The following is a 20,854-nucleotide window of genomic DNA, read 5'->3' as shown; positions in this document are numbered from 1 at the left end:
GGAACGGTTACAAATCTTTGGATGAGGTAGCCGTTTCCTTTTTGCAAGAATTGAGCTTTTTGGAGGAAAAAACGTGAACAAAGAGGATTTAGAACTTGAATTATTTCTGCAGGCCGTCTACAAACTATCAGGCTTCGATTTTAGAAAATATATGCTTTCATCCATCACAAGAAGAGTCGAGAACCGGCTACGCCTTGAAGGATTGGACAATATCAGCCAGCTTACGGAAAAGGTCATCCATCATGATACCTACTTGAACAAAGTGCTTGATGACTTTTCCATCAATGTGACGGAAATGTTCCGCGACCCATCATTCTTTTTGGCATTCCGGGAAAGGGTGATACCGAAACTAAGGGAGCTGACCGAAATCAGGGTGTGGCACGCAGGCTGTTCCTCAGGGGAAGAGGCATATTCCATGGCGATACTCCTACAGGAAGAAGGGCTCGGCCACAAAACAAAAATCTATGCGACGGACATGAACGAGAAAATACTCGATAAGGCCAAAAAGGGTGTCATTCCCCTTTCCAAAATGCAGGCGTATACAAAAAATTATATCCAGGCTGGGGGAAAGAATTCCTTCTCCGAGTATTATCATACCGACCATCAATTTGCCTATTTCCATCCGGAACTGTTAAATAAAATTGTCTTTGCCCAGCACAATCTGGTCACGGATCGCTCTTTTAACGAATTTCATATCATAGTATGCCGCAACGTTCTGATATACTTCAATCTGGACCTGCAGTTTAATGTCATAGAGCTTTTCCGTGACAGCCTGAGTCCGGATGGTTTCCTTGGACTGGGAAGCAAGGAAGTCCTCAGGACCGATGTTCATCCGAGCTTTGAGGAATTTGATACGATGGATAAAATCTATCGCAAAAAAGCTGAGAGCTAAGGGAGTGTTCCCTAGCTCTCAGCTTTTTTGTTATGTAATAAGTCACTTTGCCTGAATGAACACGACACACATATCATCTGCCGCTTCAGCCTGCAGTTCCTCTGAAAGGATTAGATTGATTGGCTCCTGTATATTTGGAAGGTCCCAAAGCTTCGAAGCCGATTTAAGAAATTGCGGATACTGATTGATCCCCACTTTTTCCATGGTTTCGACTACGCCATCCGTATATAGGAGAACCTGAACGGAATCATGATAGGAAATAGTCGTCTTGGTGATATCGACCTTTTCGAAAAAGCCCACAGCACATGTCCGATTGGATAGCTCCACCACTTCATCCTCATCAACGAGGGCGAACCCGGCTGGATGTCCGGCATTTACATATTCCATCGTTTTCTCTTTAGTATCAATCACAAGATAGATGGCGGTGAAATAGTAAGGGATTTGCTGGTTACGAGTGTTTAACGCGTACATCCAACGATTCAGCTCACTCATTACATATTCCGGATCTGCACAATTCCGGATGGAGTCTCGCAGGACAGATGAGATGAACATGCACACAAGGGAAGCAGAAATTCCATGTCCCATCATATCCAAGATCATCACCGCATATCTGGAATCATCAATTTTATACCAATAATACATATCGCCTGCCAACTTATAAGCCGGAACATAGGAGGCTCTGACAGTCAGGTGGTCCTCGAAGATGGGTTCACTCAGCAGGCTGTTTTGAACCTGCATGGAAAGATCCAGCTGGTTTCTGATTTTCTCCGCCTGCTTCTTGTTCTTGTCCTTTTCATGCTTAAGCCGGAGCACCACACGCATTCGTGCCAATAGCTCGGTCTTGTTGATCGGCTTCATGACATAGTCCAATCCCCCGGCATCCAATGCCTCTGCCACTTTATTGGAGTCCTCCAATGCGGTGACAAAAACAACCGGAATGTCTTTAAGGTGGGGGATCTGTTGTAGCCTTCTACATGCCTCGATCCCATCAATCTCAGGCATCATTATATCCATCAAAATGATATCGACCGGCTTTTCCAATGGTCCCGGACTATCAATCTTCAAGTAATTGAACATCTCTTTGGCAGAGGTGAAAGATTGATAGTCCTTGTAGCCGGCTCTTTTTAATATATTTTCTATGACAAACAGATTAACCTGATTGTCATCCACAATTAAAATGCCCATGAATGGTTTCTCCTCTACTATATCTATGTATTCTATTTTTCGAATGGAAGAGCCTTACTATAAATACCCTGTATGCGAAGAATGTAAACCACTATAACAATATAAAATTAGTAAAACTTTCCTCTATTTCATTGTACCTTAAGGGACCGGCTTAATCTAATTTGGAACGGTTAAGGGTGTTTAGCATGTTTTCATATAGGGTATTTCCGTATGTATCTATAAACTATAATCCTGAGGTGATGAAATGGAAGCGGCAGTTCAAGGGACGAAGGGCAAGCTGTTAACAAGAGAGAATATGACAGATCCGGGTCTTGTACCGGATTGGGTCATTCGTGAATATAAAAATTTCCATCAAGTTGTTACAGACAAAACTTTTCCATGTTATTTTGGAATGGCTGGAGAGAAGAAGGGGGAACTTCGATATTCGTATATTACACACGATGATTGGAAGCATCTCCCTGAAACGCTGAAGGATTTTAATGCCTTATTCGATCCGGATAAACCGCTTATCAGGCATGGATTGTTTTTATTTGTGGAGCCTGAGGATGAGGAAAAATCCATTCCGCATTATCGTCAATATTTCTGGGATATCCTGCAATATCTGCATCAACAGGATGACATGCCATGGCCAAAGGACTACCCGACAGATCCTGATCATCATCTGTGGGCCTTCTCGTTCGCTGGTGAGCCTTACTTTGTGTTCGGAAACGCTCCGGCATATAAGCAGCGTAAGACAAGGGACCTTGGCAACAGCTTGGTGCTAGGTTTTCAGCCAAGAAGAATTTTTGAAGGGTTGGAAGGTACATCACAAGGAGGAGCCATGTCCCGTGAAAAAGTCAGGGAGCGCGTGGAAAAGTGGGACAAGCTTCCCAAACACCCGAACATCAGTCACTATGGCGACCCGGAGCATCGGGAATGGAAGATGTACTTCATCGGTGATGACTCTAAGCCGATGGAAGGTAAATGTCCGTTCAATCATGGTGGATAATAATGAGGGGCCAGACCCCCACTGCTTTAAAGCAGTGGGGGTCTGGCCCCTACTTTTATTACACTACTTGCTTGATTTCACCAGAATCTTTCGGCTTTTCCTTCGACAGGAACCAGCCTGTTACACCGATGAGAAGGAGGACAGACCAGAAGGTGATTTTCCAAGGTGCCCCTTTTGCGAACCCATCTGAAAGGATTGCAAGCTCTGGATGGGACATGGCATAGATTCCAAGTTTCACACCAACCCAGCCTACGATGAAGAAGGCTGCCGTCTCGAGTCCAGGCCTCTTATCGAGCAATTCGACGAAAAATCCTGCGGCAAATCTCATAATGACAAGTCCGATGATTCCTCCGGCTAGGATGACAGCGAAATGGCCGCCGTCCAATCCCCCGATAGTAGGAAGGCCGGTTTCAGGAAGCATGACTGCAAGCGCAACTGCAGCCAGAATGGAGTCTATGGCAAACGCGATGTCTGCAAGCTCGACCTTTACAACCGTCATCCAAAAGCCTGACCCTTTATCCTCACCAGCCGCTTTCATGAGCTTTGGCTGAAGAACATGCTTTTTCAAAATGTGATAAATCGCAATCCCTAACAAGTAGATTGCTCCGACCGCCTGAACCTGCCAAATGTGCACCAGGTACGAGATGATGAAGAGAGATCCGAAGCGGAACAGGAAAGCCCCGGCCAAGCCGTAGAACAAAGCTTTTTTCCGTTGTTTCTCAGGCAGGTGCTTTACCATCGTTGCAATGACAAGTGCATTATCTGCAGCAAGTATTCCTTCCAACCCGATCAGGATGAGCAGCACCCATCCATATTCCAATAATAATCCAATGTCCATCTATCTTCCTCCTCATTGTAATTTAGCCAAGAACAATAATCTCATCATGGTCGTTTCTCTTAATATCATCCTCTAACACAAGTCTGGTATTTAATCGATAAGTGAGCCCCTCGGATGTAGGAGTCAGGTCTTCAGGTAGCCTATAGCTAAAAGGATATTCTGTCTTCTCCTTTGCTTCCATAGTCTCAGACATAAGGATGGTCGTGACAGAATCCACGGTTACCACCTTGTTTCCTTGCAATTCCTTCACCAAGTCACATTCCAATCTTTTGATTGCTTGCCTGTTCCATCCGTTTTCTACATGAAAGGCGCCGGAGACGGTTTCTCCAGGCTTCATTTCACTTTTTTTTAAGATCAGATCCACATTCGGGGAACCGCCTTTTATATAGCTCATCATCTTTTTTATCATGTAAAATGTACCTCCGTTTATAGTCGTTTATTTTTGCATATCATGTAAAACAAGATTCATTTAACTAGTAGGCGTCTGTATTGATAGGCTTCTAGGTGGATTATGTGCCTCTAACGTCATCATTGAAACAATGAATAATTTTATCGTTACGATAAATGTCAACCAAACTAGTAATCTTTGTTGCAAATCAAAGGTCAATTGATTCTTTTTCTCCTTTTAAATGTAGATAGAATAATAGTTAGATACCCGGTTTTACTGAATTCTAGATCTTTTTTCTCCTCCTTATAGACGACAAAAAACCTTTACCAAAATGTTGGTAAAGGTTTGAAAAGTTCAGTATTATCCCTTTACCATTATGGCAAAGGTCTCGCAAACAACGTTTAGGTTGCCAGTTAAGCCGGTGACTAGGAAATCACGTATTGTCGACATAACTGTAAGCTACTCCCCTTTGGAGTATTATAGATAGTGCAGAAAATCTTCTGCTATGAATATAGAATAATATATCCTGATTTTATCGTCAAGAATAAAGTTGCAAATTTTACAAAAAATTCATAATGATTCTAAACTCCTGAAATTTGATAAGGTAAAAGGAGTAAGCAACACACAAAAGTCCTATATTTTTTTCGAATTCTGTTATGATGTAAGAAAGAAATTAAAAAAAGGGTGACTGATCGATGAAGGATGCTTCGGAAAAATTAACCTTATTTTTAGAACAAAATGCGAAAGAATTTATATTTAATTGGCGCAAAAAAAGTGTTATTTCCGAAGATGATCCTTATCGGGAAGAAGTGATAAAAAACGGCATTCAAATGTTTCAGCTTGTAAAAATGGCACTTAAAGAGCCTTTGAAAGAGGAGGTAATGAAGCAGCTTGCCTATAAACTGGCAAGGGAACGTGTGGAGGCAAATGTTAATATCAGTGAGTTTGTCTATAACGTCAATATCGGTAAAAGTGAGATTATCAGATGGGTAGGGAATTCCGGGATCGACCTCCACGAATTGCGTCCGCTTTTTGAGAGGATCAATACACTGTTTGATGAATTTTCCTATCATACAGTCAGGAAATATACCGAAATCAAGGAACAGCAGCTTCAGGAAAAGGATTCCTATATCCATCAGACACACAAGGAACGCCTCACCATTTTGGGGCAGATGAGCTCAAGCTTCGTTCATGAATTCCGTAATCCCTTAACGGCCATTATCGGTTTTACCAAGCTGCTTCAGCATGACTATCCACATTTGCCTTACCTGGACATCATGCAGCATGAGCTGGATCAATTGAACTACCGAATCTCCCAATTCCTGCACGTTTCACGTAAAGATTTGATCGGAAGCCGTAAGGAGGAAGTAAACCTGTCCTTTTTGCTGCAGGAGCTGACAGAGTTTTTATATCCCAGTCTATTGAGCGGGGACGTTACGCTTCAGTTGGACGCCGATCCGATGCTGACCATCAACGGCAATAAGGATGAACTCAGACAGGTCTTTTTGAATCTTATCATGAATAGCATCGATGCCCTTCAACAGAAGGAATCTCCAAGGATCATTAGAGTGGAGTGCAAGGAGATAGACAATCAAATCGAACTTAAAATAATCAACAATGGTCCAAAAATCACTGAAGATGTCATTCATGCCATTTTTGAACCGTTTTTTACGACAAAGGACCTTGGAACAGGAATAGGGCTCTATATCTGCAAAAAGCTCATCGAGAAGCATGATGGGGAAATCTATTGCCATTCCACGGAAGAGCAGACAAGCTTCGTTGTAAAGGTACCGGTGTTTGTAGTTATATAATGATGAAAAAGGGCGGATACGTCCTTTTTTTTATGCGGAGAAGACGTGGAACTTTAGCACATTAACGCAGAGCGGGTCAGGCCCCTAATTTATTTTCCCCATTGACAACCCCAGGAATCTATACTATCTTTAAATATATACTTTAACACCTAAAAGCGTTTAAGCGTTTAAGTGTGTTAGTGAACTTTTTTTCAGAGGTTAGTCGAGCCGAGTAGAGTAATGGAATATAGGAAGATAGCGATTGTATTCAGTAGTCTATCATGTGGACAGCAAACAGAGACTAGATGGGGAGTGTGAATCTAGGCCAGTGGTGGATGAATTACCGTACATAGTTTTCATAAGCTATCGATTTTTACTAAAGTGAGCAAATTATTTTTGCTAATTAGGGTGGTACCGCGGAGCTTCTTCGTCCCTTATATTCAAGGGGATGGAGGGGCTATTTTTATTGGGATGATGTGCGAGTGAACTGATAGATACAGGACAAACTATTCTTATACAAACTGGAGGCTACAACATGGAACATCAACATAGAGCATTAAGTATCCGCCCTTTAGAGGCGATCGGAATTATTGCACTGATTTTATTCATCATTGGGTTATCATTATTTACATTTAAAGCGGAGCCGCACATTCCCATTTTTGTGGCGATAGTCGTACTGATGGTATACGCTTTGCTCAAGAAGCAGTCCTGGTCCTTCATTGAAGAGGGATTGAAAAGCGGCCTGAAGGAAGGGCTCATACCGATTTTCCTATTTATACTGATTGGGATATTGATAGGTGTCTGGATGCTGTCCGGAACCATTCCGACATTCATCTTCTATGGCAGCCAGATCATTTCGGTGGATTTCTTCTTACCTAGCGTTTTCATCGTGACAGCCATCATCGGGACCTGTATCGGCAGTGCTTTCACTACGGCATCAACTGTTGGGGTGGCATTCATTGCACTTGGGACAGCTATGGGCTTTAACCCGGCAATCGTGGCAGGGGCCATTATTTCAGGCGCCTTTCTAGGAGATAAAATGTCCCCATTATCTGATACAACTAATATAGCATCAGCGGTATGCAAGGTGGACTTATTCGATCATATCAAGCATATGCTGTGGACGACGGTTCCTGCATTCATCATATGTGTAGTGTTGTTCAGCTTTATCGGGAAGCCAGATGAACTAGGTTCGGTGGGGGCGCTTTCCGAGCTGCCACAAAAACTGAAGGCCGCCGGATTGGTTCATCCGCTTGCCTTGCTGCCGGCAGTGATCATGTTCGCCCTTGCCATGAAAAGGGTCCCGGCAATCTTTGTCATGATTCTTGGTATTCTTGCTGGGATATTAGTGGCATTTATCATCCAACCGGATACAACCGTCAATCAACTCATGAATGTCATGCAAAATGGTTATAAAAGTGATATAGGGGAGGAAAGCATCGATAACATCCTTTCCCGCGGTGGCATCCAAAGCATGATGTGGTCCGTTTCCCTCGTGCTATTGACACTCAGCATGGGCGGACTGATCCAGAAGCTTGGTATCATCAACAAGGTGATGCTGATGCTGCAATCCTTTATCTCATCAACGGGAAAGCTGATCGTTGCAGCTGTTGCGACAGCAATTGGGGTGAATGTCACGATCGGGGAGCAATACATGTCCATCATTTTGACAGGTCATGCTTTTGAAAAGGAATTTGAAAAGCAGGGCATCTCCAAGAAGAATCTGGCCCGGGTGTTAGAGGATGCAGGAACGGTCATCAATCCCCTGATCCCTTATGGTGTCAGCGGCGTATTCATGGCCGGTGTGCTCGGGGTGCCGGTTTTGGAATACCTTCCATTTGCATTCTTCTGTCTGCTCAGTCCGTTGATCAGCGTATTTTATGGGTTCACGGGAATCAGTATCAAAAAGCAGGAGAGAGTTGAAGGAGCATAACAAGGGTTAGGAAAATCGTATCAAACAGTCTCAAGGAGGCGGTTTGATACGATTTTTTTTATAGAATGAAATATGGGCTATACTTTATTGCTGCAATCGATCCAAATCAGCAAACAACGGCTTATTTTTCACATACAACTCCTTGAAAAGGTGGTAATGCTCCTCATAAATGACGATGTTCTTGACTGAAGGTAGAATCTCCTTCTCGATGGGGATGTACTGCTTGATTTCATCCATGGAGTTCACTTTTCCCAGCGCATAGAGACCAAGCCAGGCTGCGCCCCAAGTGATCGCATGGTCGCTCTTTGGCAGAAGCACTGTTTTATGAAAAATATCTGCTGTCATCTGCACCCATAGCGGTGATCGGACAAAGCTCCCGCTTAAGAGCAGCTTTTTTGTCGGGCCTGCTTTCTCTGTCAATGCTTCTTGTATCTCATACATGTTGAAAATCACACTTTCCATAACACTACGGATCATATCTGCACTGTTATGGGATAGAGTCAATCCAATCCATCCGCCTTTTGCTTTGGCATTCCATTTTGGAGCCCGCTCACCGGCAAGATAAGGCATAAAGAAAAGACCATTCGCCCCGGCACTTGATGTGGCTGCGAGTGATTCCAAATCAAACGTCTCTATGGTATCTCTTTTGGTGAGGGTGGAAAATTGCCTTGCCAGCCATTTTAAGGCGACAGTTCCATTGTTGGAGGCACCACCAATAATGTTATGCTCTTTTGTGAAGACATATTGGAAGGTGCGCTGGTGATCATCTGTCGTGCGTTCTGGTGTAAACCTTCTTATCGCACCACTCGAACCGATTGTCAGGGCTGTTTCATCATCATGAATGGCCCCGATTCCGATATTGGCCAGCACCCCGCCGCTGGAACCGATGATTATAGGCGTTTCGGTTGTAAGCATCAGCTCATCAGCGATTTTTGCTGATAAAGGTCCCACCACTTCGGTGCATGGGACGACAGTCGATAGCTGGGTAGGGTGAACTCCTGCAATTGCCAGGGCATCGCTGTCCCATTCTAGAGTATGGATATTAAAAAGTCCGGTTGCAGAAGCAATGGAATAATCTACCTTCCATTGTCCGCACCATTTGTATATAATATATTCTTTGATGGATGCAAATCTGCCAGCCTCATAATATGGCCCATACTGCGTTTCCTTCATCCAGATCAGCTTGACAAAAGGGGACATCGGATGAATGGGGGTGCCGGTATTTTCATAAATGCCTTTACCATAAGTTTCATTCATGATCGCAGCCTGGGGATAGCTTCTGCTGTCAGACCAGATCATCAACGGGGAAATCGGTTCGTTTTGCTCATTCATACATAATAAAGAATGCATGGAACTTGAAATGCTTACCCCGATAATGTCTGTGGCATCAAGCCTGCTCTGGCTCATCGAAGAAGTGATGGCGTCACGTGCCGCCTTTTCCACTTCCAGGGGATTCTGCTCCGACCAGCTTGGCTTCGGGTGATAGGTGGAATAGGCGCATTCATATTCTGAAACAACCTCTCCGTGTGGGGTGAAAATAACTGCGCTTGCTGTGGTTGTTCCAATATCGAGTCCGATCATAAATCTGCTCATAGCTACACTCCGTTTGCAATTTTCAATGAATACATCTATTTTACCTTAAAATGGGCAATCTCTCTCCTGGTTTGATGGATAATTTTATAGTTGGATTGGAAAATAGTTAGAAAATTTATAATTATTGTGAAATAGGTAAAAAGTAGCATGTAAATTCTGGCTTGTGAGAGCAATCATTCCGTTTTTATTAGTTATCAACAAGCAGAAGCGCTGGGAAATAAGATATGCACACGTTTATCCACATTATCAACAGGTTAAAGTGCAATTTTCGACAAATCTTTATTCACAATAATAATTTTAGTATTTATTGATATATTAGCTCTTATCCAATTTATTCACATTATCCACAAGGATGTGGATAAGACTTGTTAACATATATAAATATTTTGAACTATTTGTGAACTGTTGCTCAAACCCATTGTATGTTCTGGTAAAACGGGTTATAGTAAAGATAGAAAGTAAGTGAAAAACTTCACATACTTTCCGGAACAACTATCAGCTAGCCGGCTAATCACCAACTTCATATTTTTTTACAGGTGTTTGTGAAAATATTCACAAAATAATCCTTAGGAGGAATGAGTTATGAAATGGTTAAGAGGACCCCAAATGGCGATTCTATGGACAGTATTAAGAGTTTGGCTAGGTATCCAATGGCTGAAGGCGGGACTTCCGAAAATCGGCAGCTTTGATGCTGAAGGTTTCTTACACGGAGCCATTGCAAAAGCGGAGGGAGCACACCCGGCAGTCCAAGGCTGGTATGCAGGATTCCTTGAAAACGTGGCACTTCCAAACGTAGGACTGATCAATATACTCATACCATGGGGAGAAGTATTAGTCGGAATTGCACTTATCCTTGGCCTGGCGACCTTGCCGGCATTGATAGCAGCAGCATTCATGAATTTGAACTTCCTGCTAGCCGGAACGGTAAGCACAAACCCGATCCTTTACACAGCAGCAATTCTGCTACTGGCAGCAGGTACAGCGGCACACTTCTATGGAATGGATAGATTTGCAATCCGGATCTTGAAGGAGAAATTGGAGCAACGGAAAAATAAAGATATTAACCTTACCCACAAACATGTGACCAACCATTAATCAAAGGCACCACCCAATACTCGATGGGTGGTGCCTTCTTTGTAGTTTATCTGAATGTATCTTTTTTGCTGTTGCGCTTGATACCGGCTGCTGCTGCACGAGCCTGAGCTTCTAAGATCTCATTGTCTGCTCCGTGCTCTTTGGCGAACTCAGCATCTTGATTCTGTGTTTTCATGTTTTTTGGTACTTGAGGAAGGGAAGATTTATTCTTTCCTCCTGATTTGTGTCCACGTGAACGGCCCATTCGAACCCCTCCAGAATCGGTGATGGGCAAAAAGAAATTCCTTCATGCCCTCCCATGTAGCTTCACCAAAAAACGCTGGAGTGATAAGAGGTAGTTACTGGTTCTCCAATCTTATTAACGACGTTTTTGCGAATAGCCGCCAACACGATCAGCCGCTTTGAACTCTTTGGAGTAGGTCACTTCCTGCATGCTGCTTAATGAGTTTTTCACTCTTTCTTGACGTTTCTTTTCAGCCATTTCAAAACCCTCCTTAGAATATGTAATACCTACAGTTTCCTCTAAAGAGTGGGAAAATATACTAAAAAAATGCAAAAAAGGGGCCTGACCCTCATCGCTTTAAAGCGTTGAGGGTCAGGCCCCGTTATGGTCAACTATGCTTCGCGAAGCTGATGTTCTTCGACAACTTCGAACTGTGTGCGCATTTTGTAAAGGGTGTATAGGTCTTTTGAGATTTCGTATAGGTTGTAGATGTCTTCGCCGCCGTTGATTTCGTCAAGGAGGCTTTGGCGTGTTTCGTTTGCCAGGACTACGTAAGGCAGCTTTTCCGCTGCTTTCGTGGAACGGATGTTCACTTTGCGGATACGCATGAAGATCGATTGGATGTCGAGTTCATAGAACAATTCATCAAAGAATTGATCCTTTGCAATTTGGTTGTAGCCTTTGCCATGGTACGGCTTTCCTAGCCAAGTGCCAAGAAATCCTGCTCCGTCCTGTACATCGAAAAGATTGATCGTTCCAATTGGAGTGCCCCATTCATCAAGAATGGTACGTGAAATCAATTCTCCGCGCTCTTCCGCTTCGATTGTCTGCTTTGTCAAGAACACAAACTCATCGTGGGAATACGCTTTTTGACGCACAAAAGGGAAGACTTCAGGGTGCACCATCAAGTCATAAAGAGCCTGAGATTCGTGAGTATCACGTTTTTTAAGCATGTCTTATCCCTCCAATTGAGGGCAGAAATGTCACGTAACGTGAAGACTGGCCCACCCTCGAAATTTTTTAAATTACAAAAAATTTCGGGGTGGGAATCGAACCCACTAGAACCAGATAAAACTGGTGGCGCACCATTTGCCTTCCCTAACATTTTAGAAACAAATTGTTAGTTGATTTAATTTTGTTTACCTACGTATCATACTCTTTTTCTTTTGAAAAAGATACTACTTTTTTGTTAAATTTTTTGGTAAATTATTTCACCTTCAACCATTGTCACGACAGGCTTTGCGAGGAATTGGAAGGGGTGGTGGGACCATAGGACCAAATCGGCATCCTTGCCCTTTTCGATACTCCCGACCCGGTCCGCTACATCTATGTTTTTTGCCGCCGTGATCGTGATTCCTTCCAGTGCTTTTTGCTCATCCAGGCCTTCCCGCACTGCCAAAGCAGCACAGACATTCAGATACTGAACCGGTGTGTATGGATGGTCTGTTGTAATGGAAACTTCGACACCATTTTCTGCAAGACTCTGATAGGTCTTCCAGCTTTTATTTTTCAGCTCGATCTTTGATTTTCGGGTGAGGGTTGGGCCTACACAGACCCTCAAATTTCTATCCTTTAGTTCGTTTACAATCAAATGTCCTTCTGTACAGTGCTCAATCGTAAATTTGAGATCGAACTCCTCCGCAAAACGGATACCTGAGATGATATCATCCGCCCTGTGCGCATGGATCTTTACGGGAATCTTGCGTTCGAGTGCCATGATGATCGGCTTGACGCGCAAGTTATCCGTATTATCATAGTGTCTTGCTTGATGGAAGGCTTCCCGGAGCATGCCCATTATTCCCATCCTTGTGATGGAATCTTTGTTACCGTGGCTATGGATGCGCTTTGGATTTTCCCCGAAGGCGATCTTCAGCCCGGCGGTTTCCCTTACCAGCATCTTTTGGATATTCACCCCGCGGGTTTTGATGACTGAGGTGGTGCCCCCTATTACATTGGCACTCCCCGGCATGATGTGAACGGTCGTCACGCCAGCCTGAATGGCGTCCTGAAAACCTTGATCAAGGGGATGAACGCCGTCCAATGCCCTGATATGCGGGGTAAGGGGCTCGATGGTTTCATTGGCATCATTTCCGGCCCAGCCGGTTCCTTCGTCATACAGTCCAAGATGGGTATGAACATCAATAAAACCAGGGAATAAATACTTCCCTTTACAATCTATAATTACCCCATCAGGCGGGAGGGGTAAACCGATTCCTATCTCCATTATCTTACCGTTTTCGACCCTCACATCACAATCAAATAGTGGCGATGAGGTGATCGGATAGACGGTTGCATGCTTGAATACTACAATACTCATTATAAAGCTCCTAATTTTCTGTCTTTACTTTGATTGTAATATGTCGGACAGAGCATCTTCAAGATGAATATAAAAGAATTTATAGCCATGCTGTTCCAGTTTCTTCGGCAGCACCTTCTGGCCTTCCAACACAAGCTCGCTCATCTCACCCAATGCGATCTTTAAGGCGAAACCGGGTGTAGGGAACCAATGGGGACGGCCCATCACACTACCGAGAGTTTTTCCGAAATCCTTCATTTTCATTGGGGAAGGAGCTGTAACATTGACGGGTCCGGCCAGTTCCTTGTTTTCCAGACAGAAAGCAATGGCACCGACAACATCCATGATGTGCACCCACGACATCCATTGCTCACCGGTTCCGATCTTCCCGCCGACAAGCATCTTATAGGGAAGCAGCATTTTTGGAAGGGCGCCTTCCTCCTTATCCAATACAATCCCAAAGCGGGTAAAGACGGTTCGTACTCCATGCAGCGATGCCTGCTCCGCTTCCTTTTCCCACGCTAGTACAGTTGAGGCCAAAAAACCTGACCCTGGTGTGGTATCATTTTCGGTGAAGGTTTTATCAAGGCTATTGCCGTAAAAGCCGATGGCGCTTGCATTGACAAGAACTTCCGGCTTCTCACTGAGTGAGCCGATGATTCGATTGATTTCCTTGGTGGATGAGATCCTGCTCTCGACAATCCTTCTCTTTTGCTCATCCGTCCAGCGGCCGTTGTTGATCGATTCGCCAGCCAGGTTGACAAAAGCTTCGACACCTTCCAATTCTTTTTCCGGTGTAGTACCATCCTTCAGCCACTCCACAAACTTAACGTGAGGCTTTTGCTTTTTATTCGAGCTGTTTCGCGTTAAAATATATAGATGATGTCCCTTTTCCGCTAAATAGTCAGTCAGGGCTGATCCTACAAGTCCAGTACCGCCTGCAATCGCAATCTTCATCTTATTCATCCTCTCGCTTAAAATATCTTACTTATACTATTAGTTCTTTTCCCTAAATATCCTCTATTCAATACGGGCCAATGTGCTACATACCAAAACGGGGTGAATCTTATGCAAAAAATAACGAAAATATCGGTCCAGCAAAAAAACAAAGAACGCTTTAACATTTTCCTTGATGACGCTTACGCATTTGCGGTATACGAGTCGACCCTGCTGAAGTTTCAGCTTGTAAAAGGAAAGGAACTCGATGAGCTTGATATTGAAGAAATCCTATATAGCGACCAGATCAATAAGGCCTATCTATCTGCCGTTCACTATCTTTCCTTCCGGATGAGAACAGAAAAGGAGATAGAGGTATATTTGAAGGAAAAGGAAATCGAACCGTTTGTCATAAAAGAAATCATTGTCAAGTTGAAGGAGCAGAGCTATTTGAATGATGCAGAGTTTGCGCTGGCCTATGTCCGTACACAAGTACAGACCACTCTAAAGGGGAGACAGGTCATTTCACAGGAGTTGGTGGAAAAAGGTGTGTCGAAAAATACGATTGAAGATGCCTTGATGGAATACAGCCAGGAAGAGGAACTTGAGCATGCGGTAAAATTGGTGCATAAATACAGCCCGAAATATAAAAACGATGCCTTTAAAATTATGATTCAAAAGGTTGAGCAGGCATTAATGAGAAAGGGGTATTCTTTTTCTGTCATCAAGGAGGCCATAGAGGAAGCGGACCTTGCAGAGGATGATTCGGAAGAATGGGACGCGATTAGCAAGCAGGCAGAGAAATACCATCGCAAATACGCGAAGCTTGAGGGGTATGAATATAAGATGAAAATGAAGGGTGCCCTCTATCGCAAGGGCTTCCCGATGGAATTGATAGATCGGTGGCTTGAAGAAAATGAAGCAGTCCCGGAATAGTGGGACTGCTTCATTTTCTTTTAAGGGTCATACATTTATTTCTAATTGTGTGTCATGCTTGATGATAGTATCTGCAACCTGTTGGGGCGATTTCAAGCGGGACTTGTCCTTGATATGATCGGTTTCATCCCAGAACGGTGTGTCCATGCCGCCCATATAAGTGGCAGTAACGGTAACCCTGCCTTCAAGCTCCTTCTGAAGGCTCTCGGTAAAGCCGCGTACAGCAAATTTGCTTGCCACATAAACACTTTCATTGATTTTTCCTTTTTGCCCGGCAGTCGATATGATGTTCATGATCTTCGGCTCTGTCTGTTCCAATAGGTGTGGCAGCAATGCTTTTGTGAGATAGATGGTGCCAAGTACATTGGTCTGCACGGCAAGGTCGATGTCTTCAATTGCCAGGTCAGATAATGGTCCGAAACAGCCGGCACCTGCATTGTTGATAAGATAGGAAACTGAATGGGCATCTGTAATGGTGTCAACCGTCTTTTGAACGGACTCCTGCTTTGTCAGGTCTAGCGTATATACCTCTGCATGCCCACCGTTTTGCCGTATAAGCTCCTGAACCTCTTTTAAGGGAGTCTCGCGTCTGCCTGTAAGTATGATCGTATGCCCTTTTTTTGCATAGGCAAGGGCCAGCTCTTTACCTAAGCCTGTACCTGCACCTGTGATCAGGATGGTTTTCATGGTGTGCAACACTCCTCTATGTAAAATACTTCATGGGCAAATTCTCTTTGTTTTGCCTATTAACCATGCTATTCTTACTTTATATAGAAAACGTAGGGGGAAAGCAAGTGGAACAGGAAAAGCGCTACAGCCAGATGACATCGCACGAATTGCACCTGGAAATTTCAACATTGAAGGAAAAGGCGAGGAAAGCTGAACAGCTTGGAATCGTCAATGAATTTGCCGTATTGGAAAGAAAGATAACGATGGCAAGGGCATATATGCTGAACCCGGATGACTATAAGCCTGGAGAGATGTATGAAATCGAAGGAGACCCTGGTGTTTTCTTTGAGATAGACTATATGAACGGTGTATTTGCATGGGGACACAGAGTTTACGGAAATGTGGTAAGCAGGGAAGAAGAGGGACTGCCGATTTCCCTTTTGATGATAAAAGAGTAGCAGAGAGGGGGATAGCCCCCTTTCTACTCTTTTACTGTTACGATCTTTTGCGGGTCTGCACTTCCAAGATCTGCGTATTTTGGGCCTGTGTAGTCTGGCCGTTCACTTGGTTATACGCGTGCTTCACGCTCGCAAAAGGCTGTGGAAACGGATTTGCTTTTGTTGCGGATTGATTGTTATAAAAGGCTCTACCTGATTGTTTGCCCATGCTAAGTCCCTCCTAGGATAGAAGAAATCTAATAGGTGCCATCTTCCCTTGCGCCTGACGCACGCATTCTCTCTTGAGGATGTGTGTTGATCGTACCATTCGCGCGTTTAGATGCAAACTCGGCTTTCGCTCTGCCTTCCCCTTCAAACTTATTGTCATTCGGGTTAGGAAAGTTCTTCGCTTTGTTCCTCAATCGTATCGCCTCCCTTTGGATAGGGGCCAGACCCTCTTAGCGCTTTAAAGCGGTGAGGGTCAGGCCCCTATCATTAATATTGGATTTTCACCCCCGAAATATGTGATGATAAGTATAGTCAAATGAAACCAGAAGAGGTGTTTTTAATGGAAGAATATTTTGAGCGCTTGGCAGATCAGCTTTTGGCGAAGAATCCTGCTTTGACGTATGATAAGGCCCGGACGTGGGTCGAGCTTTTGTGGGAGGATTTTGAAAGCACGTATGCAAAGGCTGGATATGAATATAAAGGAAAAGAAATGACAGAAAGAATGGTGTCGAGCATCATTGAGCGTCATGGCGAGACGCTTCATGAGTTCCTCTCGACAAATCCGAAGTACAAGCATCTGCTTGAGAATGAGGGAGATTCCTACTCCCATTAACAAAAACCCGATCCTTGAAGTGGTTAGGATCGGGAAGTTTTTAATTTGGTATGATTTCTAGTTTTTCCCTCAGCTTATCCTCGCTGAATATCCAGCCCGTGTAAGAGCTGACGATATGAAGATCCAGATCAAGCTGTACGACTGCAACGAACGGGTAGTAGTCCTTGCTTCGATAGCGTAGATCGATGAATCGGACTTCGTAATGATCTGAGAATTCCTCCATCTCCCAGCGATATACAGGGGAGAAGGATAAAAAGGCTGAGACATTGTCATCGAATTTTGCAGCTTCAATGACGGCAGTTTCCGGTAACGGGACCTTTTCAAAAGTATCATGGATGATGATCTGATTCTTCACCGCACGAGCCACATAGAAGCTATCCTTTGCGGTGATCGCCAGGTGCCATTGATTGAAATATAGTGTAGGCGAAATGATGGTATTCGTCATATTTGGAATCACTTTCCGCACTTGCTGAATCACCCTTTGCTGCATCCAAAACCTCAGCACATAATACACGACAAGTATGACGTAGATGGCCAGGAACGTGTAGCCTGGATGAAAACCGATTCCCCACAGTATGAATCCTACAATATGGAGGCTGAATATTACCGGGTCAAATGTATTGATGATTCCAAGCGCCACCCACTTGTGAGTAAAAGGACGAAGCGCCTGTGTCCCATAAGCGTTGAAAATGTCGACAAAAACATGCAGGATTACGGCAACAAATGTCCAAATCCATAGATAGAGCAAATCCGCTTGGGGGATGAATGCATAGATACCTGCTGTAATCAAAAGCGGCCAAAGGCAGACTGCCGGGATCGAATGTGTGATCCCGCGGTGATTCCGGATATATTTTGCATTGTTTTTTAATTTTAAAATAGTATCCATATCAGGAGCTTGCGACCCGATGATTGCTCCAATCATTATCGCTGTAGCTGTTTCCGGATTGCTTGCAACATAAGGATCGATGGTCGCCATGGATCCAAGTGCAATTCCCATCACTACATGTGTTCCAGTATCCAATGGTCGGCCTCCTTCATTGTGAAATTTTTCCTTGCTGAACGAACATTCTTTTCTCTTATTGTTAATCAAAAGGGGTGTTTTCAAACATGGTAACAAAACCGTTGCAAATTTTCATCGAATATCCTATAAAAGATACTGTCATACAAAAATATGAAGATACAATGAAAAATGTCATTGGTATCATGAAAGATCTTGGTGCCGAAGAGATACGCTGGACGAAAATATCGCAGCAGGACCGCGGCCACACCTATTATACAGAAACCTTTCTCTTGCCGACCGAGTCTCATTATTTTGCAATGAAGGAACTGAGGGCCAAGGCAAGGGATGGTGTATTCCATGACCTTTCCCAATGCATGGATCCCGGAAGTGGCGCCATACATTACATCGGTTTAAAAATTATAAGCTAATCCCGGAGGTTTATTTTGAATAACAAACAAACACAACACGAGTTGCTTAAGGGTTTTATGATTGACGGCTTTCGCAATGATTTAATAGACTGGTTCGTTCAGGAACAACGTGATCTGCCCTGGAGAAAAGATCAGGATCCCTATAAGGTATGGGTTTCCGAAATCATGCTCCAGCAAACAAAGGTAGATACAGTCATTCCTTATTTTAATTCCTTTATTGAGCAATTCCCAAACATTGAAAGCTTGGCGAATGCTGCCGAAGATAAGGTGCTTAAGGCGTGGGAGGGGTTGGGTTACTACTCCCGCGCGCGAAATCTGCAGAGTGCAGTCAGGGAAGTCCACGAACGCTACGGTGGAATCGTACCCGATAATGCGGCGGAAATTTCGACATTAAAAGGCGTGGGACCATATACGACAGGTGCGATATTGAGCATCGCCTATGGAGTGCCGGAGCCGGCAGTCGACGGGAATGTCATGAGGGTCCTTTCACGTGTTCTCCACATAAGGGAGGATATCGCCAAGCCGAAAACGAGGAAGCTTTTCGAAGCGGTCATCAGGGATATGATTTCTCAGGATAATCCATCATTTTTCAACCAGGGACTGATGGAGCTCGGTGCGATCGTATGCACGCCTACATCGCCGTCCTGTATGCTCTGTCCGGTTCAGGAGCATTGCCGGGCATTCCACGAGGGAGTCCAGAGGGAGCTTCCGATAAAGTCCAAGAAGAAATCTGCAAAACAGGTTTCTCTCGTGGCAGGGATCTTCAAGAATGAACAAGGTCAATATTTAATTAGTAAAAGGCCTAGTGAAGGGCTGCTGGCCAATCTTTGGGTGTTTCCTAACTTCATTAAAATGGACGAGTTGGGTACTTCCAAACAGCAGCTTGAAAGTCTGATGAAGACCGGGTATGGCCTAGAAGTGGAGATGGGGGATTATCTCTGTGATATCCGCCATGTCTTTACCCACTTGGTTTGGGATATCAACGTATATGTTGGCACGTTTCATGGAGCACCCTCAGCTGATCGCAAGGATGTCGTGCTTGTCACGGAGGAAGAGATGCTGGAATATGCGTTCCCGGTTTCCCATCAGAACATGTGGAAGGAATATAAGAAGTTTATGTAGAGGATCTGCCCTTGTATGGGGCGGGTCTTTTTTTGACGAGAAAAGTGGAATCGCAAGAAGGTTATAGATGATCGGCGAACACACTGCCCATGGCATCAATCAATGTCCGCCGTTGATTGTCAGGAACCTTGCTCAATCATAGCTCATTCTCGTTCCATGCGTATAATCGGCTTCATTCCGTGTCAAACCGCCGCGTGCTTCGATTTCTTCCACAATCTCGCGATGGATGCTCTGACCTTCCACATTCAGGTATGGAACCATCTGTTGAAGGGAGTGGTGGAAATATGCCAACTCGCTGTCCTTCCAATCCTTCTTTGCCATCATGGATAATTCGGTCATGTCTCTGCCTACGTACAAAGCTGATACCCCCTTTATATTTGAAAAATCTACCCCTTTATTGTTCGATGAAACAAATAAGACTATACTGAAAGATATTACGTAAGTTTTATACATAAAGGAGTGCATTTAATATGACTGAAAAAGTTGCTTTAGTCACAGGAAGCAGTAGAGGAATCGGTAAAAAGATTGCCTTGGAGCTTGCAAAGCAGGGCTATAACATTGTCATCAACTATAACCGAAGCAAAACTGCTGCACAAGAAACGGCTACGGAAATCGAGCAATTAGGTGTAAAAACACTGATTGTCAAAGCGAACGTAGGTCAGCCGGAGAAAATAAAGGAAATGTTTTTGAAAATCGATGAGGAGTTTGGCCGCCTCGACCTTTTGGTGAGCAATGCCGCCTCAGGTGTTCTTCGTCATGTGATGGATCTGGAGGAATCACATTGGGATTGGACAATGAATATCAACTCCAAGGCACTACTTTTCCTTGCACAGGAAGCGGCTAAGCGCATGGAGGCTGTCGGGGGTGGGAAAATCGTCAGCATCAGTTCATTGGGTTCGATCCGTTATTTGAAAAACTACACGACAGTGGGTGTATCCAAAGCGGCCATAGAAGCACTGACCCGTTATTTGGCAGTTGAATTGGCAGATAAGAATATTGTCGTCAATGCAGTTTCCGGAGGAGCAGTGGATACGGATGCCTTGAAGCATTTCCCGAACAGGGAGGAGTTACTGGAGGACGCGAAGAAAAATACACCTGCCGGGCGCATGGTGGAGCCAGAGGATCTGGTCAATACCGTTTTATTCCTATTATCCGATCAGGCTAGCATGATTCGTGGGCAGACTATCATTGTGGATGGCGGAAGGTCCCTGCTCGTCTAAAAATATTCCAAAAGAATTTTTAATTTTTTTGACATAGTTTTATC

25 protein-coding genes are annotated in these 20,854 nt (G+C 44.1%); 11 read left to right on the top strand and 14 right to left on the bottom strand.

The features are described from left to right. Positions 1 to 73: 73 nt before the first annotated feature. Positions 74 to 892, top strand: coding sequence for a CheR family methyltransferase (locus JOC95_RS07165; RefSeq protein WP_204414781.1), 819 nt, complete (start codon positions 74 to 76; stop codon positions 890 to 892). A 42-nt stretch (positions 893 to 934) separates the two neighbouring features. On the opposite strand, the gene JOC95_RS07160 is transcribed toward JOC95_RS07165, so the two are convergent. Continuing rightward, positions 935 to 2,077, bottom strand: coding sequence for a fused response regulator/phosphatase (locus JOC95_RS07160; RefSeq protein ID WP_204414780.1), 1,143 nt, complete (start codon positions 2,075 to 2,077; stop codon positions 935 to 937). A 244-nt stretch (positions 2,078 to 2,321) separates the two neighbouring features. Between JOC95_RS07160 and JOC95_RS07155 the strand changes: the two genes are divergently transcribed. Beyond that, positions 2,322 to 3,065, top strand: a complete 744-nt coding sequence (locus JOC95_RS07155) for a YqcI/YcgG family protein (protein WP_204414779.1) — start codon at positions 2,322 to 2,324, stop codon at positions 3,063 to 3,065. 58 nt (positions 3,066 to 3,123) lie between these two features. Here JOC95_RS07155 and JOC95_RS07150 read toward each other — a convergent pair whose 3' ends face one another. Both JOC95_RS07150 and JOC95_RS07145 read right to left on the bottom strand, forming a co-directional pair. Then, positions 3,124 to 3,903, bottom strand: coding sequence for a TerC family protein (locus JOC95_RS07150; protein WP_204414778.1), 780 nt, complete (start codon positions 3,901 to 3,903; stop codon positions 3,124 to 3,126). 22 nt (positions 3,904 to 3,925) lie between these two features. After that, positions 3,926 to 4,312: a sporulation protein gene (locus JOC95_RS07145; RefSeq protein WP_204414777.1), complete on the bottom strand. Its 387-nt coding sequence runs from the start codon at positions 4,310 to 4,312 to the stop codon at positions 3,926 to 3,928. Positions 4,313 to 4,986: 674 nt separating this feature from the next. Between JOC95_RS07145 and JOC95_RS07140 the strand changes: the two genes are divergently transcribed. Beyond that, complete coding sequence (locus tag JOC95_RS07140) at positions 4,987 to 6,102, top strand: histidine kinase N-terminal domain-containing protein (protein WP_204414775.1); 1,116 nt, start codon at positions 4,987 to 4,989, stop codon at positions 6,100 to 6,102. A 514-nt stretch (positions 6,103 to 6,616) separates the two neighbouring features. Continuing rightward, entirely contained in the window at positions 6,617 to 8,014 is a 1,398-nt protein-coding gene (gene nhaC / locus JOC95_RS07135; RefSeq protein WP_204414773.1) for a Na+/H+ antiporter NhaC, read from the top strand. Positions 8,015 to 8,098: 84 nt separating this feature from the next. On the opposite strand, the gene JOC95_RS07130 is transcribed toward nhaC, so the two are convergent. Then, complete coding sequence (locus JOC95_RS07130; RefSeq protein ID WP_204414771.1) at positions 8,099 to 9,607, bottom strand: gluconokinase; 1,509 nt, start codon at positions 9,605 to 9,607, stop codon at positions 8,099 to 8,101. Between the two features lie 582 nt (positions 9,608 to 10,189). On the opposite strand from JOC95_RS07130, the gene JOC95_RS07125 reads away from it, so the two are divergent. Further along, positions 10,190 to 10,702 carry a TQO small subunit DoxD gene (locus tag JOC95_RS07125; protein ID WP_204414769.1) on the top strand — a complete coding sequence of 171 codons (513 nt, stop codon included), beginning with the start codon at positions 10,190 to 10,192 and terminating at the stop codon, positions 10,700 to 10,702. A 46-nt stretch (positions 10,703 to 10,748) separates the two neighbouring features. Here JOC95_RS07125 and JOC95_RS07120 read toward each other — a convergent pair whose 3' ends face one another. From JOC95_RS07120 to JOC95_RS07100, 5 genes are all read right to left on the bottom strand, one after another. Then, positions 10,749 to 10,946: a YfhD family protein gene (locus JOC95_RS07120; RefSeq protein ID WP_204414767.1), complete on the bottom strand. Its 198-nt coding sequence runs from the start codon at positions 10,944 to 10,946 to the stop codon at positions 10,749 to 10,751. Between the two features lie 114 nt (positions 10,947 to 11,060). Beyond that, the gene (locus JOC95_RS07115; RefSeq protein ID WP_204414765.1) at positions 11,061 to 11,183 is read right to left on the bottom strand and encodes a YfhE family protein; all 123 of its coding nucleotides are present in this window, start codon (positions 11,181 to 11,183) and stop codon (positions 11,061 to 11,063) included. 134 nt (positions 11,184 to 11,317) lie between these two features. Beyond that, the gene (locus tag JOC95_RS07110; protein ID WP_204414762.1) at positions 11,318 to 11,878 is read right to left on the bottom strand and encodes a GNAT family N-acetyltransferase; all 561 of its coding nucleotides are present in this window, start codon (positions 11,876 to 11,878) and stop codon (positions 11,318 to 11,320) included. A 236-nt stretch (positions 11,879 to 12,114) separates the two neighbouring features. Next, on the bottom strand, positions 12,115 to 13,242 hold the full coding sequence (locus tag JOC95_RS07105; protein ID WP_204414760.1) for an amidohydrolase: 1,128 nt from the start codon (positions 13,240 to 13,242) through the stop codon (positions 12,115 to 12,117). A 24-nt stretch (positions 13,243 to 13,266) separates the two neighbouring features. Further along, positions 13,267 to 14,178, bottom strand: coding sequence for a TIGR01777 family oxidoreductase (locus JOC95_RS07100; protein ID WP_204414758.1), 912 nt, complete (start codon positions 14,176 to 14,178; stop codon positions 13,267 to 13,269). A 111-nt stretch (positions 14,179 to 14,289) separates the two neighbouring features. On the opposite strand from JOC95_RS07100, the gene recX reads away from it, so the two are divergent. After that, positions 14,290 to 15,093: a recombination regulator RecX gene (recX, locus tag JOC95_RS07095; protein ID WP_204414756.1), complete on the top strand. Its 804-nt coding sequence runs from the start codon at positions 14,290 to 14,292 to the stop codon at positions 15,091 to 15,093. 27 nt (positions 15,094 to 15,120) lie between these two features. On the opposite strand, the gene JOC95_RS07090 is transcribed toward recX, so the two are convergent. Then, positions 15,121 to 15,780, bottom strand: coding sequence for an SDR family NAD(P)-dependent oxidoreductase (locus JOC95_RS07090; RefSeq protein ID WP_204414754.1), 660 nt, complete (start codon positions 15,778 to 15,780; stop codon positions 15,121 to 15,123). A 107-nt stretch (positions 15,781 to 15,887) separates the two neighbouring features. Between JOC95_RS07090 and JOC95_RS07085 the strand changes: the two genes are divergently transcribed. Further along, positions 15,888 to 16,220, top strand: coding sequence for a YfhH family protein (locus JOC95_RS07085; protein ID WP_419096227.1), 333 nt, complete (start codon positions 15,888 to 15,890; stop codon positions 16,218 to 16,220). A gap of 37 nt (positions 16,221 to 16,257) precedes the next feature. Here the strand turns inward: JOC95_RS07085 and JOC95_RS07080 are convergent, their stop codons facing one another. Continuing rightward, on the bottom strand, positions 16,258 to 16,428 hold the full coding sequence (locus tag JOC95_RS07080; protein WP_204414752.1) for a YpzG family protein: 171 nt from the start codon (positions 16,426 to 16,428) through the stop codon (positions 16,258 to 16,260). Positions 16,429 to 16,456: 28 nt separating this feature from the next. Further along, complete coding sequence (locus JOC95_RS07075) at positions 16,457 to 16,621, bottom strand: small, acid-soluble spore protein K (protein ID WP_204414750.1); 165 nt, start codon at positions 16,619 to 16,621, stop codon at positions 16,457 to 16,459. A 146-nt stretch (positions 16,622 to 16,767) separates the two neighbouring features. Here JOC95_RS07075 and JOC95_RS07070 point away from each other — a divergent pair, with 146 nt between their 5' ends. Further along, positions 16,768 to 17,040 (top strand): YfhJ family protein, encoded by a 273-nt coding sequence (locus tag JOC95_RS07070; protein WP_204414748.1) that lies wholly within the window; start codon positions 16,768 to 16,770, stop codon positions 17,038 to 17,040. Between the two features lie 40 nt (positions 17,041 to 17,080). Here the strand turns inward: JOC95_RS07070 and JOC95_RS07065 are convergent, their stop codons facing one another. Then, positions 17,081 to 18,061, bottom strand: a complete 981-nt coding sequence (locus tag JOC95_RS07065; protein WP_204414746.1) for a metal-dependent hydrolase — start codon at positions 18,059 to 18,061, stop codon at positions 17,081 to 17,083. Between the two features lie 86 nt (positions 18,062 to 18,147). Here JOC95_RS07065 and JOC95_RS07060 point away from each other — a divergent pair, with 86 nt between their 5' ends. Both JOC95_RS07060 and mutY read left to right on the top strand, forming a co-directional pair. Further along, positions 18,148 to 18,468, top strand: a complete 321-nt coding sequence (locus JOC95_RS07060; RefSeq protein ID WP_204414745.1) for a hypothetical protein — start codon at positions 18,148 to 18,150, stop codon at positions 18,466 to 18,468. 57 nt (positions 18,469 to 18,525) lie between these two features. Beyond that, the gene (gene mutY, locus JOC95_RS07055; RefSeq protein WP_204415491.1) at positions 18,526 to 19,590 is read left to right on the top strand and encodes an A/G-specific adenine glycosylase; all 1,065 of its coding nucleotides are present in this window, start codon (positions 18,526 to 18,528) and stop codon (positions 19,588 to 19,590) included. A gap of 132 nt (positions 19,591 to 19,722) precedes the next feature. On the opposite strand, the gene JOC95_RS07050 is transcribed toward mutY, so the two are convergent. Further along, positions 19,723 to 19,947 (bottom strand): hypothetical protein, encoded by a 225-nt coding sequence (locus JOC95_RS07050; RefSeq protein WP_204414744.1) that lies wholly within the window; start codon positions 19,945 to 19,947, stop codon positions 19,723 to 19,725. Positions 19,948 to 20,060: 113 nt separating this feature from the next. On the opposite strand from JOC95_RS07050, the gene fabL reads away from it, so the two are divergent. Next, positions 20,061 to 20,810: an enoyl-[acyl-carrier-protein] reductase FabL gene (gene fabL, locus JOC95_RS07045; RefSeq protein WP_204414743.1), complete on the top strand. Its 750-nt coding sequence runs from the start codon at positions 20,061 to 20,063 to the stop codon at positions 20,808 to 20,810. The last annotated feature ends 44 nt before the right edge of the window (positions 20,811 to 20,854 follow it).

This window comes from Sutcliffiella tianshenii (assembly GCF_016908565.1).
Lineage (GTDB): Bacteria > Bacillota > Bacilli > Bacillales > Bacillaceae_I > Sutcliffiella_A > Sutcliffiella_A tianshenii.
This window is presented reverse-complemented; position numbering and strand designations above follow the sequence as displayed.

Coding starts and splice junctions, on each gene's coding strand:
- JOC95_RS07145 (WP_204414777.1), bottom strand. CDS start 4,312: ATGATAAAAAAGATGATGAGCTATATAAAAGGCGGTTCCCCGAATGTG.
- JOC95_RS07115 (WP_204414765.1), bottom strand. CDS start 11,183: ATGGCTGAAAAGAAACGTCAAGAAAGAGTGAAAAACTCATTAAGCAGC.
- JOC95_RS07090 (WP_204414754.1), bottom strand. CDS start 15,780: ATGAAAACCATCCTGATCACAGGTGCAGGTACAGGCTTAGGTAAAGAG.
- recX (WP_204414756.1), top strand. CDS start 14,290: ATGCAAAAAATAACGAAAATATCGGTCCAGCAAAAAAACAAAGAACGC.
- JOC95_RS07070 (WP_204414748.1), top strand. CDS start 16,768: ATGGAAGAATATTTTGAGCGCTTGGCAGATCAGCTTTTGGCGAAGAAT.
- JOC95_RS07125 (WP_204414769.1), top strand. CDS start 10,190: ATGAAATGGTTAAGAGGACCCCAAATGGCGATTCTATGGACAGTATTA.
- JOC95_RS07120 (WP_204414767.1), bottom strand. CDS start 10,946: ATGGGCCGTTCACGTGGACACAAATCAGGAGGAAAGAATAAATCTTCC.
- JOC95_RS07105 (WP_204414760.1), bottom strand. CDS start 13,242: ATGAGTATTGTAGTATTCAAGCATGCAACCGTCTATCCGATCACCTCA.
- JOC95_RS07150 (WP_204414778.1), bottom strand. CDS start 3,903: ATGGACATTGGATTATTATTGGAATATGGATGGGTGCTGCTCATCCTG.
- JOC95_RS07140 (WP_204414775.1), top strand. CDS start 4,987: ATGAAGGATGCTTCGGAAAAATTAACCTTATTTTTAGAACAAAATGCG.
- JOC95_RS07160 (WP_204414780.1), bottom strand. CDS start 2,077: ATGGGCATTTTAATTGTGGATGACAATCAGGTTAATCTGTTTGTCATA.
- JOC95_RS07155 (WP_204414779.1), top strand. CDS start 2,322: ATGGAAGCGGCAGTTCAAGGGACGAAGGGCAAGCTGTTAACAAGAGAG.
- JOC95_RS07100 (WP_204414758.1), bottom strand. CDS start 14,178: ATGAAGATTGCGATTGCAGGCGGTACTGGACTTGTAGGATCAGCCCTG.
- JOC95_RS07060 (WP_204414745.1), top strand. CDS start 18,148: ATGGTAACAAAACCGTTGCAAATTTTCATCGAATATCCTATAAAAGAT.
- nhaC (WP_204414773.1), top strand. CDS start 6,617: ATGGAACATCAACATAGAGCATTAAGTATCCGCCCTTTAGAGGCGATC.
- JOC95_RS07080 (WP_204414752.1), bottom strand. CDS start 16,428: ATGGGCAAACAATCAGGTAGAGCCTTTTATAACAATCAATCCGCAACA.
- fabL (WP_204414743.1), top strand. CDS start 20,061: ATGACTGAAAAAGTTGCTTTAGTCACAGGAAGCAGTAGAGGAATCGGT.
- JOC95_RS07110 (WP_204414762.1), bottom strand. CDS start 11,878: ATGCTTAAAAAACGTGATACTCACGAATCTCAGGCTCTTTATGACTTG.
- mutY (WP_204415491.1), top strand. CDS start 18,526: ATGATTGACGGCTTTCGCAATGATTTAATAGACTGGTTCGTTCAGGAA.
- JOC95_RS07130 (WP_204414771.1), bottom strand. CDS start 9,607: ATGAGCAGATTTATGATCGGACTCGATATTGGAACAACCACAGCAAGC.